At 40.4% G+C, this 17,025-nt stretch carries 16 protein-coding genes; 7 read left to right on the top strand and 9 right to left on the bottom strand.

Annotation, left to right across the window (positions count from 1 at the left end; all coding sequences use genetic code 11):
- Positions 1-218 precede the first annotated feature (218 nt).
- The 3 genes from RMX69_RS24940 to RMX69_RS24930 all read left to right on the top strand — a co-directional run bounded on the left by RMX69_RS24940 (position 219) and on the right by RMX69_RS24930 (position 3,600).
- Complete coding sequence (locus RMX69_RS24940) at positions 219-2,489, top strand: transglycosylase domain-containing protein (RefSeq protein ID WP_322639035.1); 2,271 nt, start codon at positions 219-221, stop codon at positions 2,487-2,489.
- Between the two features lie 282 nt (positions 2,490-2,771).
- Positions 2,772-3,296, top strand: a complete 525-nt coding sequence (locus RMX69_RS24935) for a J domain-containing protein (RefSeq protein WP_289799929.1) — start codon at positions 2,772-2,774, stop codon at positions 3,294-3,296.
- A gap of 31 nt (positions 3,297-3,327) precedes the next feature.
- Entirely contained in the window at positions 3,328-3,600 is a 273-nt protein-coding gene (locus RMX69_RS24930; protein WP_094351119.1) for a DUF3143 domain-containing protein, read from the top strand.
- Between the two features lie 70 nt (positions 3,601-3,670).
- Here the strand turns inward: RMX69_RS24930 and RMX69_RS24925 are convergent, their stop codons facing one another.
- A complete protein-coding gene (locus RMX69_RS24925; protein WP_322639034.1) occupies positions 3,671-4,789 on the bottom strand; it encodes a glycosyltransferase in 1,119 nt (372 codons plus the stop codon).
- A 145-nt stretch (positions 4,790-4,934) separates the two neighbouring features.
- On the opposite strand from RMX69_RS24925, the gene RMX69_RS24920 reads away from it, so the two are divergent.
- Entirely contained in the window at positions 4,935-5,141 is a 207-nt protein-coding gene (locus RMX69_RS24920; protein ID WP_289795764.1) for a hypothetical protein, read from the top strand.
- A 239-nt stretch (positions 5,142-5,380) separates the two neighbouring features.
- Here RMX69_RS24920 and RMX69_RS24915 read toward each other — a convergent pair whose 3' ends face one another.
- The 3 genes from RMX69_RS24915 to RMX69_RS24905 all read right to left on the bottom strand — a co-directional run bounded on the left by RMX69_RS24915 (position 5,381) and on the right by RMX69_RS24905 (position 7,326).
- On the bottom strand, positions 5,381-5,938 hold the full coding sequence (locus RMX69_RS24915; RefSeq protein WP_289795765.1) for a methylmalonic aciduria and homocystinuria type D protein: 558 nt from the start codon (positions 5,936-5,938) through the stop codon (positions 5,381-5,383).
- Positions 5,939-6,320: 382 nt separating this feature from the next.
- Positions 6,321-6,527 (bottom strand): glycogen debranching protein, encoded by a 207-nt coding sequence (locus RMX69_RS24910; protein ID WP_322639033.1) that lies wholly within the window; start codon positions 6,525-6,527, stop codon positions 6,321-6,323.
- A 145-nt stretch (positions 6,528-6,672) separates the two neighbouring features.
- Positions 6,673-7,326: a MotA/TolQ/ExbB proton channel family protein gene (locus tag RMX69_RS24905; RefSeq protein ID WP_289795767.1), complete on the bottom strand. Its 654-nt coding sequence runs from the start codon at positions 7,324-7,326 to the stop codon at positions 6,673-6,675.
- Between the two features lie 176 nt (positions 7,327-7,502).
- On the opposite strand from RMX69_RS24905, the gene RMX69_RS29520 reads away from it, so the two are divergent.
- Complete coding sequence (locus tag RMX69_RS29520; protein WP_416211627.1) at positions 7,503-7,682, top strand: DUF6888 family protein; 180 nt, start codon at positions 7,503-7,505, stop codon at positions 7,680-7,682.
- On the top strand, positions 7,679-7,903 hold the full coding sequence (locus RMX69_RS24900; protein ID WP_322639032.1) for a DUF6887 family protein: 225 nt from the start codon (positions 7,679-7,681) through the stop codon (positions 7,901-7,903). The genes RMX69_RS29520 and RMX69_RS24900 overlap by 4 nt, the downstream gene beginning before the upstream one ends.
- Positions 7,904-7,906: 3 nt before the next feature.
- Here the strand turns inward: RMX69_RS24900 and rsmH are convergent, their stop codons facing one another.
- Positions 7,907-8,791: a 16S rRNA (cytosine(1402)-N(4))-methyltransferase RsmH gene (gene rsmH, locus RMX69_RS24895; RefSeq protein ID WP_322639031.1), complete on the bottom strand. Its 885-nt coding sequence runs from the start codon at positions 8,789-8,791 to the stop codon at positions 7,907-7,909.
- A 170-nt stretch (positions 8,792-8,961) separates the two neighbouring features.
- Positions 8,962-10,872: a M48 family metalloprotease gene (locus RMX69_RS24890; protein ID WP_322639030.1), complete on the bottom strand. Its 1,911-nt coding sequence runs from the start codon at positions 10,870-10,872 to the stop codon at positions 8,962-8,964.
- A gap of 330 nt (positions 10,873-11,202) precedes the next feature.
- Here RMX69_RS24890 and RMX69_RS24885 point away from each other — a divergent pair, with 330 nt between their 5' ends.
- Positions 11,203-12,387, top strand: coding sequence for an NAD(P)H-quinone oxidoreductase subunit H (locus RMX69_RS24885; protein ID WP_179072694.1), 1,185 nt, complete (start codon positions 11,203-11,205; stop codon positions 12,385-12,387).
- 374 nt (positions 12,388-12,761) lie between these two features.
- Here RMX69_RS24885 and RMX69_RS24880 read toward each other — a convergent pair whose 3' ends face one another.
- The 3 genes from RMX69_RS24880 to RMX69_RS24870 all read right to left on the bottom strand — a co-directional run bounded on the left by RMX69_RS24880 (position 12,762) and on the right by RMX69_RS24870 (position 16,788).
- Positions 12,762-13,943: a catalase gene (locus RMX69_RS24880; protein ID WP_289795770.1), complete on the bottom strand. Its 1,182-nt coding sequence runs from the start codon at positions 13,941-13,943 to the stop codon at positions 12,762-12,764.
- 125 nt (positions 13,944-14,068) lie between these two features.
- Positions 14,069-15,700 (bottom strand): peroxidase family protein, encoded by a 1,632-nt coding sequence (locus tag RMX69_RS24875; protein WP_322639029.1) that lies wholly within the window; start codon positions 15,698-15,700, stop codon positions 14,069-14,071.
- A gap of 80 nt (positions 15,701-15,780) precedes the next feature.
- Complete coding sequence (locus tag RMX69_RS24870) at positions 15,781-16,788, bottom strand: DUF2235 domain-containing protein (protein ID WP_322639028.1); 1,008 nt, start codon at positions 16,786-16,788, stop codon at positions 15,781-15,783.
- Positions 16,789-17,025: the final 237 nt, after the last annotated feature.

The following is a 17,025-nucleotide window of genomic DNA, read 5'->3' as shown; positions in this document are numbered from 1 at the left end:
GCTTCTGAGAATACATAAACAATATTTCCTTATGTAGAGAAGTGATGAAAATTACAAATATATTATAGTTATAGTATAATTTTAAGTATAAATTAAATCAAAAAGCTCCGTAGAGCTAATTTATGCTTTGGCTTATGAGTAAAATGATGAAAGACTAACATCTAAAATTGATTGTAATTCGCCCGATTCTTCATTAAAAACTGTGATGTGAATAGCCGATGAGTTCTCCCCAACCCCCTCACAAGCCACAAACGTTACTAGGTCAACTGACTCAAGCAGTACATACGATTCAAGCTAGGGTCGATTTTTCAAAATTGGCGCTCAAGCCTAATGCCAAAGTACCAGAACTTTGGGTGCAGGATGCGGGGGCGGATAAAGCAGAAGTATATCCACTGTTGGGCGATCGCTATATTCTCGGTCGTAGTTCCAAATCCAGCGATATCGTTATCCGTAACCCGGTTGTCAGCCAAATTCACCTGTCACTATCGCGGAATTCTACTCAACGCACACCAGTTTTCACGATCAAAGACGAAAACTCCACCAATGGTATTTATCGTGGCAAGCGTCGTGTTAGTTCTCTAGAACTGCGTCACGGCGATATTCTGACTCTGGGACCCCCAGAACTCGCCGCTTCTGTGCGGTTGCAATATGTCGATCCACCAGCATGGTATGTCAAAGCTGCAAGTTGGACAGCTTATGGAGTTGGTGGTGTCAGTGCCCTATTAACGTTAGTAATTGGCGTCGAATGGCTGAAATTTTCAGTCAAACCTCTACCAACAGCGACACGCGCCCCAGTAGTTGTTTACGCCCGTGATGGAGCCACTCCCCTGAGAGAGCCTCGGACAATCTCTCATGTAGACATGAAGCGATTAGAGGAATTTGGCCCTTATTTGCCTGCTGCGGTAGTGGCTTCAGAGGATAGTCGTTATTACTGGCACTTTGGGGTTGATCCTTTAGGGATTTTACGAGCTGTGTTGATTAATAGCCGTAGCGGAGATGTGCAACAAGGAGCCAGCACTGTTACCCAGCAAGTTGCCCGCAGTTTGTTCCGCGAGTATGTAGGTAGACAGGATACCCTTGGCCGCAAATTGCGGGAGGCAGTTGTCGCCCTCAAGCTCGAAACCTTTTACAGCAAAGATGATATTTTGCTGATGTACTTAAATCGGGTTTTTTTGGGAGGGGATACCTCTGGCTTTGAGGATGCAGCCCGATATTACTTTGAGAAGTCGGCTAAAGAATTAACTTTGGCAGAAGCAGCAACATTGGTAGGAATTTTACCTGCTCCCAACGCCTTCGATTTTTGTGGGGATGGGCCAAATAAACTAGAAGCGGCTGAATACCGAAATCGTGTGATTAAGCGGTTGCTGGAGATGGGCAAAATTAAAGCAGAGGATGCGAACCGCGCTAGACGCTCCACTGTCCAAATTAGTCCTAAAGTCTGCGAACAGCAAGCTAAAACGATCGCACCTTATTTTTACAGTTATGTCTTCTCTGAACTCGAATCAATTTTAGGGGAGGGAGCTGCAAGAGAGGGAAACTATATCATTGAAACCAAGCTCGATCCAGCCATACAGAGACAAGCAGAAGCAGCATTAAGTAATTCGGTCAACAACTCTGGTAGAAATTTTAATTTTTCTCAAGGAGCAGTAGTCACTCTTGACTCTAGTACAGGCAGTATCCTCGCAATGGTAGGCGGGACTGATTACAAAAAAAGTCAGTTCAATCGTGCTGTTCAAGCCAAAAGACAACCAGGTTCCACTTTCAAAATCTTTGCTTACACTGCTGCTATTCAACAGGGAATTCCAGAATCAAAAAGTTATTCTTGTGCCCCTTTAACTTGGCAAGGGTTTACTTATAAACCTTGTCGTGCTGGTGCTGACGCAAGTTTAGATATTGCCACCGGGCTGGCACTTTCAGAAAATCCCATCGCCTTGCGAGTTGCCAGACAAGTCGGGCTGGATAAAGTTGTGGCCATGGCGCAGCGTTTGGGGATAAAATCAAACCTCGATCCAGTTCCCGGCTTGGTACTGGGTCAAAGTGTAGTTAATGTTTTGGAAATGACTGGTGCTTTTGGCGCGATTGGCAATCGCGGTGTGTTGAATCCTCCCCATGCCATTAGCCGAATTTTAGACAGTGGTGATTGCAGCGATCGCAATGATATCAAAACCTGTCGTGTAATCTACTCTTTCGACCAAGATCCAGGTGCTAACAAACGAGTGTTGACAACTAATGTCGCCGATGAAATGACTAGTTTGATGCGCGGTGTAATCGCAAGAGGCACTGGTCGTAGTGCTGCCATTGGACTAGGGGAAGCTGGTAAAACTGGCACAACTGATAAAAACGTTGACTTGTGGTTTATTGGTTTTATCCCCAGTCAGCGACTTGTAACTGGCGTTTGGCTGGGAAACGACAATAATTCCCCGACATCTGGCAGCAGTGCTCAAGCGGCTCAGTTGTGGGGAAATTATATGCGGAGAATTACAAGGTAAACGGGGATTGGGCATTGGGAACTATTGATCTTGTGAGGAGACCTGATTTTGAGGACTTAGAATAGACGGTTCGGTTAAAGGGTAAGGGGTAAAGGTGAAAGGTTTTGAATACATCCTTTCCCCTTTACCCGCAAACCCATTCCCCAGACCACAAAGAAAGTGAAAAATACTTATCCGAACGTATTGAGACCTGCTGTGTCTTCTCAAATTCACAAAGGATTTAAAATATAAAAAATATCTTTGAGCAAAGTGACTCAAACAGATGTGAATCAAAACGGGGCAATGCCACAAAGCAGCGAACCAACTTATTACTCTCTGCTAGGACTGCATCCCTGGGCATCGGTAATTGACATTCGTCGCGCTTATCGGCAACTGAGCAAGCTTTATCATCCTGATACTACAGACTTGCCGACTGCGATCGCCACTCCCAAATTTCAGCAAATCAACGAAGCTTACGCCACCCTTAGCCATCCAGAACGCCGATTAAGCTACGATTTCAAAATTGGCTATTCCCGCTTTGGAGTGATTCAACCACCCCCTGATTTGAATCATCCCGTCTCGCGTTCTCATGACTGGTCAAAATCAGCTTACCTCGATGCGAGCGATCGCCCCTTATCATCTGGCGAAATCTTTGCTTTATTTATGCTGGTGTTAACATTTGTAGGTTGTCTGTTATTAGCAGTTGCCATTGGCTTAACTCGTGGCGAGGCTGCGCTCCATTCCCATTTGTTGCAATCAACTACATCTGTACAACAGCAGATTACCTATATGTCGCAACTAATTACCCATCTGATAATTAAAAATTAAACAATTCCCTAATCCAAAACCTAAAATTCCTATGGCTCTTCTTCCCTCTGATACTCCTCTATATAATCATCCCCTGCCACAAATTGAGCAGTGGCTAAAAGACCAAGGCTGTCAACAAGACGAAACACAAAGGCATTGCTGGCGTGTACAGCGACCTAATTGGCAAGCTGAATTATGGCTCGATGTTGAGCAAATTGTAGTGCGATATGTTCAATCTGGAGAAAATGGACAAGATATCCAACGCTCATTTAAGTATTCTCTTAGTCGGGATGATGTAGAACAAGCTGTCTTTTCTGGGCCATAAGGAAGTGCTTATTGTACTATGGTAGAGCTTCCAATGAGCCTGTTACAGGGCAGCAACCTTGTAACGGGAATTATGTATCAGATTTTGTTACCAATGCTTTAGGAGTAAGTTGGCTACAAATTTCCAGTAGTCTATTAACAGCACGCGCAGCCGAAAACTTTTCCGCAACATATTGGCTGGACTGAAAACCTCGGTTAATTGCTTCATCTGGATTATCTAAGCAATATCGCATACATTTAGCTAATTCTTCTGCATCTTCATTTTCAAAAAATAGGCTGTGCGGCCCTCCTACTTCTGACAATCCTCCCATTTTTGAGACAATCGAGCAGGTTTGAACGCTAGAGGCTTCTTGCACTACGTAAGGTGCTGGATCTTGCCAACGAGATGGAGCAATTAAAGCCAAAGCATCTTGAACTTTTAGAAGTACTTCTTTTTGAGGAACTTTACCTAAAAAATTAACTTTGTTGGCAATTCCTAAATCAGACGTTAGTTGTTTTAATTCCTGAGATTGTTCGCCATCGCCAATAATAGTAATTTTAAATTCTTTATTTTCATCTTGTAAAATTCGCGCTGCTTTTAATAAAATATCTACACCTTTGTCTGTAGCTAATCTCCCGACAAAAATAAAATTAAATGGCTGAGATAAATTTTCTAAAGTTTTCAGATGGTTTTCCGACTTGATTTCAATCGGATTATATAAAGTATCAACTGACCAAGGAAAAGCAGAAGATTCTCCTAAAAAGTTACTACAAGCCGTATGATAATCGGCTAAGAAGGCAGTAGAAAGGCGGGTGCTTAGGCGTGCCCATTTGATAAAAGTGTGTAATTTCCACTTTAATGGATAATTAGCTTTGGGCAATGTATGTTTAAATTCAGCTTTTAAACGTTGCGTCAACTTCATCTGCTCATAACTCGTATGAGTAGATTGATAAAGAGAATAATGATATTTAATAATTATCTTTTTTCGCAAGATTTTACATAACAAAGTAAACAATAAATCATTTGAATTCATGTGTACTATATCTGCCCAAACAATATAACTAAACCATTTAGCGATATTATCTTGTCTGGTCGAAATAGTTTTAACTTCAATTAATCTAGCTTCCAACTCAGGAATAATAGAATAAATATAAGTTAAAACTCCACTAATTTCATTGTCATAATGACGGTGTTGAATTAATATTTTCATACATCAGGTATGTCAAATTTTGTATTTATGGGAATTGGGATTGAGCATAACTATGAAACAAGTATTTCACTTTGCTCAGAATCAACTTGGTTTCTAAGGTAAGTAAGTACAAATAAATCTAACTATCTAACGAGATATAAAAAGCTTGAAACCCTTGCGATTGCTGCACTTCGCTGATTCCCAACGAGACACGCTTTGCGATCGCTACGGACATAGTTATAAATTTCCTCACCCATCTACTTATATGCAGAAAGTTGGGAACAGGATTTTTGCCGATAGTGATAGTTATATAATTCCCGCAGATGCGGCTAAATTACCATTCCCTTTGCTACTGGCTAAAAGTTTAGTCTGACAGTAGTGGGTAAGATTATCATCAATTTGAAATACCTGCCGATCAGCCTGAGATGTTACCCAAATAGGAACCAAAAACCATTATCTCCAACTTGACTTCGTAGCGTCTACTTATGAGAGAGAAGTAACAAGCCGCACTATCGCTTCGACTGTCATAGCTTCTTGGAAGAATTTGTTTGGAGAAACAAGTGCTGATATACGCCTTTACATACCCAATGACCAATGACCAATGACTAATGACTAATAATTAATTTCTTTCCACCCATGCATGGATGCTATGCCTTTTGTAACCCATTCGATCACAATTGGGGGAGCTTCTGATATCAAAATACTAGGATAAACTGCTGCACCCCAATCGGGATGAACTAACACACGGCATTGATTTTTAATTACTGGATAGTTGAGCAAAGCTTTGACAACTGCTGTATCGTCGTGGGGAATTGCTCCGGGATGGGAGAGTAAAGGATAGCCTGTACGAGGGTCAATCAGGTCAGTTAAATAGCCGCGATCGCGCAGATTAAATGCTAAATCACAGCCAAATCTCATAAACTTTTCTCGTAAGCGTTCTTTCTCTGACTCTACTTGTGCTGTCTTTTCGACTAATTGATAACGCGATTGTTGTAATACAATCACTACTCGTAAAAATGGCTGCCGTTTCCAATCTGGTAATATCCGTTCGCAGTTGGCACAGATATATTGACTGGGAGCATGAATTGAAATTTGAACCGCTTGTCCTGTTTCGCCAACTAAATTAATGGGACAGGCTTGCTCCGAAGTGTAAACTTTGGGATAGTTCACTAAATTGATTCGGCTTATACAAATTTTTTAATTTAATCTACGGTATAGATGATACCTCTTAAAAGTTAAGAAAAATCATCATTTTTCTATAATATGTTACTTTTTTGGGAAGCAGTTAATAATAATTTGAGAAATTTAATCCGAATTTTATCCTTTATTAACCTGTTCTCATGGAATTTGTTGCGATCGCTCTGGGTATTGGCATAGATACAGCGTGTAGTAGACAAGCGATGCCAATGCCTAGCTACGCCTACGCAGATGAAATATATTCGATCAAAATCCCAAAAAAGCAACGCAGGTTGGAGTAAGCAGAAAATAACAAAATTAGTTATGTCTGCCAGGAGATACTTCAGCTATGGAGTCTAATTTCTATAGCACCCAATTAATTGAGTTTTAAAGAATTCACCGGCACTTCATCCCAAGAATCGACTGTCCGCAATCGCGCCATCCAACCTGAGGCCTTTTGCCTCTCGGTCAAATTATTCTGAAATGAATCATGACAATCTTTGGCTTGAGATTCATTACAAGTGGCAATACAGGCATGAATCATCCCAGACGGATCGATTTGCTCATTTACCCAAATAGTCATGGAATATTTCCTCAATAACTGTAGCGAACAAAGCTGTTCGTTATTTTAGAATACTATTAGAGTCAAAAGTTTTAGAGCAAAATCGGTAACAAATAATGAACTAATCGCAATTACCGATTACTAATTTACAATTACCAGTTCCGCTTCATTTATTCGGCAGATATGATTTATCTCCTCTTTCGTAGCGACGGCGGTAGAGTAATTCTAACTGTCCACCATATTCTTGAATCCAGGCGATCTGCCGCTGGTAGAGTCCTCGGAAGGTATTGGCAAATAATAGTGTAAAGATTGCCACTACCAACCCTGATGCTGTAGATACTAAAGCTTCACTAATTCCAGCTGTCACACCTGTTGTTTTACTACCTCCCACATCTCCGATATTCAGAGAGGCAAAGGAGTTAATTAATCCTAATACAGTTCCTAAAAGTCCTAATAGGGGCGCAAGACCAATAATTGTCTCAAAAATATTTTGGGAGCGCTTGAGTAAGGGGATTTCGGCTTGTGCTTCACTTTCTAATGCCAAACGAAATTCCTCTGGTGTCGGCTCCTCCAATTCTAAAGCTGCTAAAAAAATTCGAGCCAGGGGTAAATCAGTATTTTTCTGCAATTTATCTAAAGCACCAACCACATTATCAAGACGATAAAGGTGTAGCACTTCTCGCACCACCTTGTTTTGCCGATTATTTATCTTTACCCAAAAGATGATCCGTTCGATAATTAGCGCTACCCCTAACAAAGAAAATGCCAGCAGAGGCCACATGACCACGCCACCTGCTGTAAACAGATTACTAATGTCCATCTATTATTTTTTCACTCTTCAACAACGCTAGATTAGCAGATCGTTGAGATGGAGGTGTTTAACGCTGCGTTGTAGTTACAGCAGCTTTTGGGCTATCCTCAGTTTGGCCGATCGCGATCGCGGCTTATTGATAATTTCTTTTTAGCGCTAACTTTAATAAATGTTAAGGAGTTCAGATTATTCCTACACCAGAACAAAAAACACAGTGCTACATATTGTGCTGTTGGTTTACTAAGCTTTACTTGCCTATTAATATCGTTCGTATGGATGAACGGACAAAAAATCTATTTTTCTTGGCAGGTGAGGAAAATATTATAGAAATATACCCTAACGGTAAATGGAGATACATAAGATGAGCAAGCCTAATTTTCATACAATGAGCCAGAAAGAGTTACATGATTACGTTCTTGCTCATCGGGAAGATCGGGAAGCCTTTTATGCTTATGTGGATAAGCTGCATATCGAAGGTAATTGGATTGAAATGCCACCGTTAGAGTCAGAACAAGATTTAGAAAATTATCCTCAGTTCATTGAGCGTATTCGCAGCAGTTCTGAGCCACGAGATGGAGCAGTTTAAGGCTTACAACACCTTTTCAGCTATTCTCAGTTTGGCCGATCGCGATCGCGGATTCTGACTAATTTCCTCTTCTTGGGCAATAATCGGCTTTTTTGTCAATACTTTTAATAAAGGTGAATTTCTTAAACCATGCTTCACCGGACGGTCTTCCAAACTGTGGAAACTGATAATTGCAATTCTGCCGCCAGGGACAAGGGCATTTGGTGCTTGATCCAAAAAGGTTTCTAAGGATTTTAACTCATCGTTGACGACAATTCGCAGAGCTTGAAAAACACGGGTAGCGGGGTGAATTCTTCCATAACGGTATTTGGGAGGAACAGAAGAAGCGATCGCTTCAGCCAATTCTGTAGTCGTGTGCAATGGTCGCCGTTCTACAATACGTCTAGCAATGCGCCGCGATAATCTCTCTTCACCGTACTTAAAGAAAATATCTGCTAATTCTGCTTCATCCCAATTATTAATTACATCGGCAGCAGTTAGCGATCGCCCCCGATCCATTCGCATATCCAAATTTGCAGCTTGGCGAAAGCTGAAACCCCGCTCTGCTTGGTCTAAATGGTAAGAACTTACCCCCAAATCGGCTAAGATACCATCGAAAGTGTTGGGGGGAAATTCGTAGTCAGCAAAATTGCGATGAATAAATTGTACGCGATCGCCAAACTCTGCTAATTCTTTCCTCGCTGCTGCTAAAGCATCCTCATCTTGGTCAATTGCCGTTACCCGCACATCCGCCGCCGCTTCTAAGATTAGGCGACTATGACCACCACCGCCTACAGTCGTATCAAGATAATGACCTCCTAGAGATACCGCTAGACCTGCAATCACTTCTTGCGGTAATACTGGTAGATGAGAAAATATCGGTTCTTCAAGAGCTAGCTGACGATTCATGAGACTTAGGGCAAAAAACCACAGATGAACTTTAATTATGTATTCTTTTGTTTGTGTCTTTGTGGTTCCTAGCTAAAAAATAGTTTTAAACCACTAAGATACAAAAGAAAATATCATAAGCTCAACACTCAGTGTCAGCTTTAATTGTTGAGCTTTAAGCATCTGTAGTGCTATTTTTTACCTTTTTTTTGGTAAATCATCGAATTCGGTATCCGTTTTAGTTTTTTCTCCATATTTAAATGGTCATTTAAAATAAAAATAAATACATTACCGAGAAATTCGTTTTCCTGTAACAAGCTGTTCACAAGTTTAGAGTGATCTGTTTCATGAATACCTTCTAAAAAGCTCACTTCTCGCTTTAAAGCTAGAACGTAAAATGGTTTTTCAGGAAAAAATTGCATATTTTTTTGCACCAAGTAAGCAGTTTTTATATCCGGGTGATGAGAAAACTGCTGACGAAGCTTATTTACCTCTATATCTGAGGCATTATGAGATTCAAGTTTATCCTTTTCTCTCACACTGGAACGTTCTTCCTGTGCTTTTAAAATTAATTCATGATAATTTACGGCACGTTCTTGATAAGATTTTGCTTCATTAATTTTTCCTTGTTGTTGAAGAAAATAGCAAATTGTCTGACAACCTTCTATAACTATACTTGAGTCTTGCTCTATTGCTCTCTCAATGTATTCTATCCCGGTTGTATCCTGTTTATTTAGTAATATTTGACCCAGTAAATAATTAGCTGAGGCGTGGTGAGCATCACGATGAATAATTTCTTGTAATAGTGGTATAACCGCTTCTTCACCCTCAAACTCAAATGTCAAAAATGCCCGTTGAGTAGCTTCATCTAAAGTTAGCTGTTGTGTTTTTGCTTTTTGATTTAAGTCTTTTAAAGTAGCTATTGATTGTTGAAAATCAGCATATTTTTGTCGCCAAGGTGTTGCTATTTCTTCTCGCCAAGCTTGACTAAAATGTGCGATAAATTTTTCTAACCTATTTCCCAATAGTTTCTGAGCAGCACTGATTTCAATTGGTGCAAATATAGCTAATTCCTGCTGAGGATTGAAGATGTATCCCAAGGCTTTTAGTCTATCTGTTAGGCAAGGATGAGTATCAGCATTATTAGTTTCTTTTGTTAAAGCTTCCATTAAATAACTACTTGTTATTTCCTGATGAAGTCTCTGACTTAAAGCCTGTTGCATAGCCATATAAGTCATTTTTGGTGGTTCGATTTCTGTTTCAACTTGTTTATAGATGCTAGACCAAAAATATCTTTCTAGAAATCTAGCTTTGACCTCCACATTTATCAAAGCTTCAGCAGCATTTTGTTCTCCCGTTAGCTCAAGGGCACATCTATCTGCTTCATACTCATCCATCCGTGCCAACACAAAAGAATAGGCATTAAAAAAGGGGCTGTACCATGTCAAAAATCGTTCAAAGATTAACGACGATACTTCATTTCCACCTTGTCCTAGCCCTTTAATAATGCGATACCATGTTTCGCGTTGGCGATAAATCCAACCACTAAAACGGCTGTGATTTCCTGATAAATGTCCTAGTTCATGAGCTAATACGGCACGAAATTGTTCGGGTGGTAGTGCTAGCATGAGCGGTAGACCCACAATTAAGTAATTTTGCTGCCATCCCAGCAAACCTAAGCGTGGTCTTTGGACAACTGCTGCATTAAAATCGTTGGTCAGCAGAATGTGATGAAACCGTGGAGCTTTCAGTTTTGATGAGATTTCGTTGGTTAAAGAATAGAGATTGGGTACATCTTTGGGTTGCAGTGGTAAACCTGTAGGCGGGGGAAAAGAAACCCAAAGCGATCGCACCAACACTAATGCAAACACCAGCAAAAATATAACACCTTTCAAAGATGACGCATTAACTGACTGAGCGTTCAGCATCAAAAAGATAATACTTACCAGCAGAGTCAAGGTTACAGCTAGAACCAAAAATATATATGCGTAGCCCAAGGTAGCCAAAAAAGCAACGTGCAATTTATAAAGATGCGGTTGTTTGTTAGCAAAAACTTCTAACTTCTGAATTAGCCGATCAAAACGCTCTTGATTGAAAGCCATAAATATGTGTCAGCCTTATAAAACTGTAATATAGCTGACACAATATCTCTATAGCTTACGTATAAACTCAGAAGTCAATAGTTATCATTGAGAAAACGCATCTTCTTTTACCCCGTTCTCCCAGCACCATGAGATAAAAAAATTCGATGCCTTAATTAAGTGGATATCGAGCTTCCATATAATAGTTGAAGAAGTGCAACAAAATTAAACATCAAATCAAATCTCTCTTCCCACAACCCTTACTTTGGCTTGACAAACAAGATAAATTGGGTCTAGTTGGCATCTGCGCGGTTGAATTCAATATTTTCACGAACGGAGAACACGAAATCTATGACCAGACTAGAAACCCGCACTGAACCAATGGTGCTAAACATGGGGCCACACCACCCCTCGATGCACGGGGTTCTGCGGCTAATCATGACTCTGGATGGCGAGGATGTTGTTGACTGTGAACCGGTCATCGGCTATTTGCACCGAGGAATGGAAAAAATTGCTGAGAACCGCACTAATGTAATGTACGTCCCTTACGTTAGTCGCTGGGACTACGCGGCGGGAATGTTCAACGAAGCTGTCACTGTTAACGCCCCAGAAAAGCTTGCAGGTATTGCTGTCCCCAAACGCGCTAGCTACATCCGCGTCATCATGCTGGAGTTGAACCGCATTGCTAACCACTTGCTATGGTTTGGCCCCTTCCTCGCTGACGTAGGCGCACAAACTCCCTTCTTCTACCAGTTCCGGGAACGGGAGATGATTTATGATTTGTGGGAAGCTGCCACAGGTTATCGGATGGTGAATAATAACTACTTCCGTGTTGGTGGAGTAGCAGCCGATTTACCTTACGGTTGGGTAGATAAGTGTCTGGAATTCTGCGACTATTTATTGCCAAAAGTTGATGAGTACGAACGCTTGGTAACAGATAACCCCATCTTCCGGCGGCGTGTTGAGGGTATTGGTACTATCACGCGAGAAGAAGCAATTAACTGGGGACTTTCTGGCCCAATGTTACGCGCATCTGGCGTGCAATGGGATTTGCGGAAAGTTGACCATTACGAATGTTACGACGATTTCGACTGGGATGTGCAGTGGGAAACTGCCGGTGATTGCTTTGCCCGTTACGTAGTGCGGATGCGGGAAATGCGCGAATCTGTGAAGATTATTCGCCAAGCAATTAAAGGACTTCCTGGCGGCCCTTACGAAAATCTGGAAGCAAAGCGTTTAGCCGCAGGTAAAAAATCTGAGTGGGACGCATTTGATTACCAATTCATCGGTAAAAAAGTTTCCCCCACTTTTAAGATTCCCAAGGGTGAAATCTACGCCCGTGTAGAAAGTGGCAAAGGTGAATTGGGAATTTATTTGGTTGGCGATGATAACGTCTTCCCTGCACGTTGGAAGATTCGCGCCGCAGATTTCAACAATCTCCAAATTGTTCCACATTTACTGCGCGGGATGAAGGTTGCAGATATTGTGGTGATTCTCGGCAGTGTTGACGTAATTATGGGGTCTGTGGATAGGTAGAGTAAATATCTATCTCAGTAATTTTTAGAGCAGTTGTATTACAATGCAACTGCTCTATTTTTTTTGATTTTTTAGTAGTTATACCAATTTGAAAAATGATTGCGACAGATGGAAAACTGAAACACTTATCCAATGGATGTTTCAAAATCTAAAATCTAATACCAATTCAATTAATGATTGCAACACATCCTTGGGTGAAGACGCGATGAATCGCGTCTCTACAAATGGTCTATTTGTCGCATTCTTTTTTTAAACTGGTATAAAATCTAAAATCCAAAATGGTATTAACTGTGTCACTAATCGATCAAACGCGCTTAACAAACGAATATACATTGCTGAAGATTTGCAAACCTGTCGTTTTAGTCTATTGAAAGTCAGACAGTTGGTTCCTGGTATTTGACTCCTCGTTTTTGATGACGGTCATTAGCAACGATAGGATAAACAATGCTGCGTAACCGATTGATTGCACCGACTGGACGATGCACTGCTAGACCATTTCCAGGCGAAAAACTGAGATTTTCTCCAAAGTCATTATCTTTAGCAGAATTAACTTTCTGATGCTTAACTGTTAGGCGACCAACTGTAATGAAGGGTGATTCCTTTTCACTCCAAACAATGGTGGTATCATCAATAGACATTTCTGGGCTAGTTTGAAATTGAATTTGAAAGTCCCAACAATATTCAGCATCAGGCTTTGCTAAAGCTTGAATGATATCATCTCGGTAATAGTTGTCCTCTGAATCTGAAGCTTTGGCACGCTGAAGCTCACTTTCTGGTCTAGATTCGAGAGGAAGTTGTTGATGAGGTAGTTGACTGGAAACTGGAGTAAATGCATATTTAATCACAACCGGATATTCTACAGGAACTCGACCTGGTTGGGATGGAGCAAAATCAGATTTGAGTCCTAAAGAATACGCTGAAGCACTCCAATAGCGTTCTGTGAGCAAACTCTTGGGAAAACGTTTGAAACTAGTTTGCAAAAGAGTGGATTCGTAGGGATGCAACTTTAGCCAAAAAAGCACCAACAGCTTAAAAAGCGGAAACAGCCCTGCTCGATAAACTGCCATAAAAAAGCTGTGGAAGTCTTTAATGGTTCTAACAAAAAAGAATTCAGTATTGTGGACAATAATATCTTGGGTTTTTAACTCGTGACTTTGCGGTAGTCTTTCTCCTTCTACCCCTATCACTTTTACGGACATGGAGCGCGTATCCCCTTCATAATCATTCTTGACTGAAAACGCACCATTTGCAAATCGTAGCCAAACCGGATATTGCTTGGGTTGGGCAAATAAACCTTGTTTTAGAGAAATGGCTTGAAGTTGAGCTTCAGTTAATGAGGTGCGTTTGCTTAATTCCTGCTTAATTGTGGCTTCATCAAAGTCAAAGATTTCTAGAGTTCCTTGTACAGCAGCGTTAGTTTTAGAGTGGGTATCTCTCTTTGCAGTTTTTTTCTTCTCACCTCCGTAAAGATTTTCCATGTTCTTTTTGACTAGCTCACTCATGAGAGCACAATATTTGGCTTCGTCTTTTTCTGGGTATTCGGTAAATAGTTTCATTTCTTTTGAAAGCAAGATTAATTAATAAATTGAGTTTGTTCCAAGCTGCGATCGCTAGCTTGTTTGCAGTATTGTCCAGTCAGCTTCGAGTGACACCAATGAGCGATCGCACTAAAAACCAATGTTTATTGAAGGTCAAAAGTAACTTTGTACTTTTTACCTGATGGCGGAACGTTGCGATTAACTAAATCTGAGACTGTGTTGGTATTTTGAATTATTTTCCAACCCACAGGAGAAAAAGTCTTTTCATTGAAGATATTGGGTGATAGTAAAGGATTAGTTAGCGCTTGAGAAAAGGCATCAATCCCTATTAAGCGTGCTACTAGGGAAGGAATAGTTGAATTTTTCCGCCCATCTTCGGCGTAAAGTCCCACAAAGAACTCAATATTATCAACATGACCATATAATTCTTTGAGTTTCTCTTGAACAAATTCATCGCCGCTAATTTGCTCAAATCTCGTCACTCTGGGGAAACCACATAATTGGCGATAATCGTTGTAGCTTGCTAATTGCAGTTTTCGTCCTAATTTAATAGCGGGTAACTCGGTTAATTCAACCAATATATCAGGGGTGTTGAATAAACCAATTTTTGTACCTGCTTGGGAACAAGTTTCCTCCATTAATGCTCCCAATCCTTGATCGATGAACATCTTGTTGTTCCAGAGAGATGCAACAATATGGGTTGGTTTCCCGTTATATTTAAAGGTTTCTGGAATCGCACTATGCCAGCGATAAACAAAGTCAAACTCAATTGCCATGTAATTAGGACGATGCCAACTTTCCTTAGTAAAAGCTTCAGGATCGGCAAACAACTTAAAGTGATAAGGAGTTATGTGGTTAATGTACTCCTCCATAATAATTTTGAGAATAATCGCCATGAGAATATTTCTCGCGGTTTGGAAGAGGCGCTCATCATCCCAATCTGGATAATTGCTTGCTAATTCATCACAAAGACGATTATGCTCCCGAAAACATAGAGTATTGAGCATGACATAGCCGATTTGCACATTTGCTCGTTCTACTCCCATCGCAAACAGATATTGTTTTTTTTCTACGGGCTGTCTTTTTTCATCATTGACAGGTTCATAAAGACCCTCAAATTGAGCGTCAACTTTACCCTGCGCTGGATCGGCATAATAAAATAAGGGATATTCTTCTTCTACACCATCTTGGCGCTGAAGCTTTTGAGATTTGAGTTTACCTCCTTTAAAGCTTCTTAAAAGGTGTGTTTGTTTTCTGGTTAAACCATAAACATTACACAAATCAATTTCATGGTTGGAAGTATTTTTGAATTTATTGTAGTGATCGAGGCGGAGAAAACTATCAGTAAACCACTGCACCCAATAGGGAAACAGCATAGTTGATTTGGTAGAATAAATGGTTTTACCATCTCTTTTACGGAATAAGATAGCTAAGTCTTCAACTTTGGGTAAGTTGCCCTCAGCGTTTAACTTGGGATCGGGTGGTAGATGTCGTCCGGTATAAGTGCGATCGTTGAGTGATTCCCAGGAAGTATAAGCATCAGTTTTCTTAGGAATTTTAGTATCAGGAATATACTCATCTAGAGTCATCATACTGTAGGCATTAGGACGAGTCGGAATTTTGTAGATGAGACTATTGAGTAGAGTTTTGTTAACTTTACGCTTTATAGATTCGTTACTTTGTAGAAGTTTCCAAATCGGTTTAAAGTTTGTTAAAACTAATGTTTGAATTTTGTTACCTAAGCCATCTTTAGATGTATCTCTTTTTCCAGTCATAATTTTTTACCTTATTTTTTGCAATTATGTATTCAACGCATCCTAAATTTATCTGCTGCAATTACCCAAATTAATTCAACTTATTTCAGTTTGGAAATAATCTTTTGTAGATTTTTTGGTCGATAGTCCTTGCGACTTTTCAAACGGTAGATCGCACTTTCATGAAGGTCTTCAATGACATCGCTGACCTCACGAAACTTGATTCCTGCTAATTTAAAGAATCCAGCATCGTTCTTAAAATCACATTCATAATTAGGGTTGATGCCTGTCGGAATCACATTTGGATCTAAGTCAAGCCCTAATCCTAGTTCACCGATGGAATCAATCATCCACTGTAAGGCGGAATCTGATAACCCACTATTTTCTTCGGTTCCACCACCAACGCAACCGTGTACACCTGGAAACCACTTTTGAATCACCCGCTGGTTTTCAGCATCAGGATGCTTTTTCATGGGAGTGACATCAAAGATTTCGCGGATTTCGTCAATCGCTATCGCGTGCAATGCATTCTGAACACATTTGTTTAAAGTAGTGTCATGGAATCTGTAGCGCATATTAAGCTGTTTACTTAACCTACTAAAGGCTGGTATCCCAGGAATACCAAGGGCACCAACGGTGTCAAAACAACCGAGTAAGGTGATAGGGACGCGATCGCCATAAGCTTGACGGTATTCTACTGCTACATTATCTTTGGGTTTAATATTTCGGTTACGGTAAAGCTCGTAGGCTTCATGTGCTTTAGTAACATGGGGGCGATCTAGAAGACCAGAGCAATAGATCATGCCGGCTAAACTTCTAACTGTGTAAGCACCACGACTGAAGCCGAATAAATAGATTTCGTCACCAGAAACATAATTGAGACTAAGAAATCGGTAGCAATCTTCTATATTTCTATCGATTCCTAGTCCGGTAGCTCCGCCTAAAACCTTTTGACCCTCGGTTCCAATGCCCTCATCATAAAAGACGATTTGTGTAACGCCGTCACTAGCAATCGATTTCACGGATTGAGCTAACTTAACAACATTACTTGGGTAAAGACTTGTTAATTGTTGCCAAGTTCCATCACAGCAAATGACAAGACGTTTCATAGTTTTTTTTCAAAGTATTTGAGTAATTAAATCAACTTTTTATCCAATGTAGATTCGGCATGGAGTTAGGGCAAATAGGACAAAAGCATTTATATATAAATCCTTTAGCGAAATATCCTCCCACTTTTTTAATAAGAATGCAAGGACAGTTAAGACAGTTAAGCAGGAAATTAAATAAATAAATATTAAGTAATCATTCACCACATATTTGGGTCTGTTCGCGAAGCGTCTCGTAGA

This window comes from Nostoc sp. EspVER01 (assembly GCF_034530635.1).
In the GTDB taxonomy this organism is placed as follows: domain Bacteria; phylum Cyanobacteriota; class Cyanobacteriia; order Cyanobacteriales; family Nostocaceae; genus Nostoc.
The sequence above is the reverse complement of the archived record's forward strand: the minus strand, read 5'-3'. Positions and strand labels throughout refer to the sequence as shown.

Excerpts from the sequence above, each read along its gene's own strand:
- RMX69_RS24890 (WP_322639030.1), bottom strand. The coding sequence starts at position 10,872 with ATGGCTTTCAATCAAGAGCGTTTTGATCGGCTAATTCAGAAGTTAGAA.
- RMX69_RS24875 (WP_322639029.1), bottom strand. The coding sequence starts at position 15,700 with ATGACTGGAAAAAGAGATACATCTAAAGATGGCTTAGGTAACAAAATT.
- RMX69_RS24935 (WP_289799929.1), top strand. The coding sequence starts at position 2,772 with ATGCCACAAAGCAGCGAACCAACTTATTACTCTCTGCTAGGACTGCAT.
- RMX69_RS24910 (WP_322639033.1), bottom strand. The coding sequence starts at position 6,527 with ATGACTATTTGGGTAAATGAGCAAATCGATCCGTCTGGGATGATTCAT.
- RMX69_RS24900 (WP_322639032.1), top strand. The coding sequence starts at position 7,679 with ATGAGCAAGCCTAATTTTCATACAATGAGCCAGAAAGAGTTACATGAT.
- RMX69_RS24885 (WP_179072694.1), top strand. The coding sequence starts at position 11,203 with ATGACCAGACTAGAAACCCGCACTGAACCAATGGTGCTAAACATGGGG.
- RMX69_RS24870 (WP_322639028.1), bottom strand. The coding sequence starts at position 16,788 with ATGAAACGTCTTGTCATTTGCTGTGATGGAACTTGGCAACAATTAACA.
- RMX69_RS24905 (WP_289795767.1), bottom strand. The coding sequence starts at position 7,326 with ATGGACATTAGTAATCTGTTTACAGCAGGTGGCGTGGTCATGTGGCCT.
- RMX69_RS24930 (WP_094351119.1), top strand. The coding sequence starts at position 3,328 with ATGGCTCTTCTTCCCTCTGATACTCCTCTATATAATCATCCCCTGCCA.
- RMX69_RS24940 (WP_322639035.1), top strand. The coding sequence starts at position 219 with ATGAGTTCTCCCCAACCCCCTCACAAGCCACAAACGTTACTAGGTCAA.
- RMX69_RS24880 (WP_289795770.1), bottom strand. The coding sequence starts at position 13,943 with ATGAAACTATTTACCGAATACCCAGAAAAAGACGAAGCCAAATATTGT.
- rsmH (WP_322639031.1), bottom strand. The coding sequence starts at position 8,791 with ATGAATCGTCAGCTAGCTCTTGAAGAACCGATATTTTCTCATCTACCA.
- RMX69_RS24925 (WP_322639034.1), bottom strand. The coding sequence starts at position 4,789 with ATGAAAATATTAATTCAACACCGTCATTATGACAATGAAATTAGTGGA.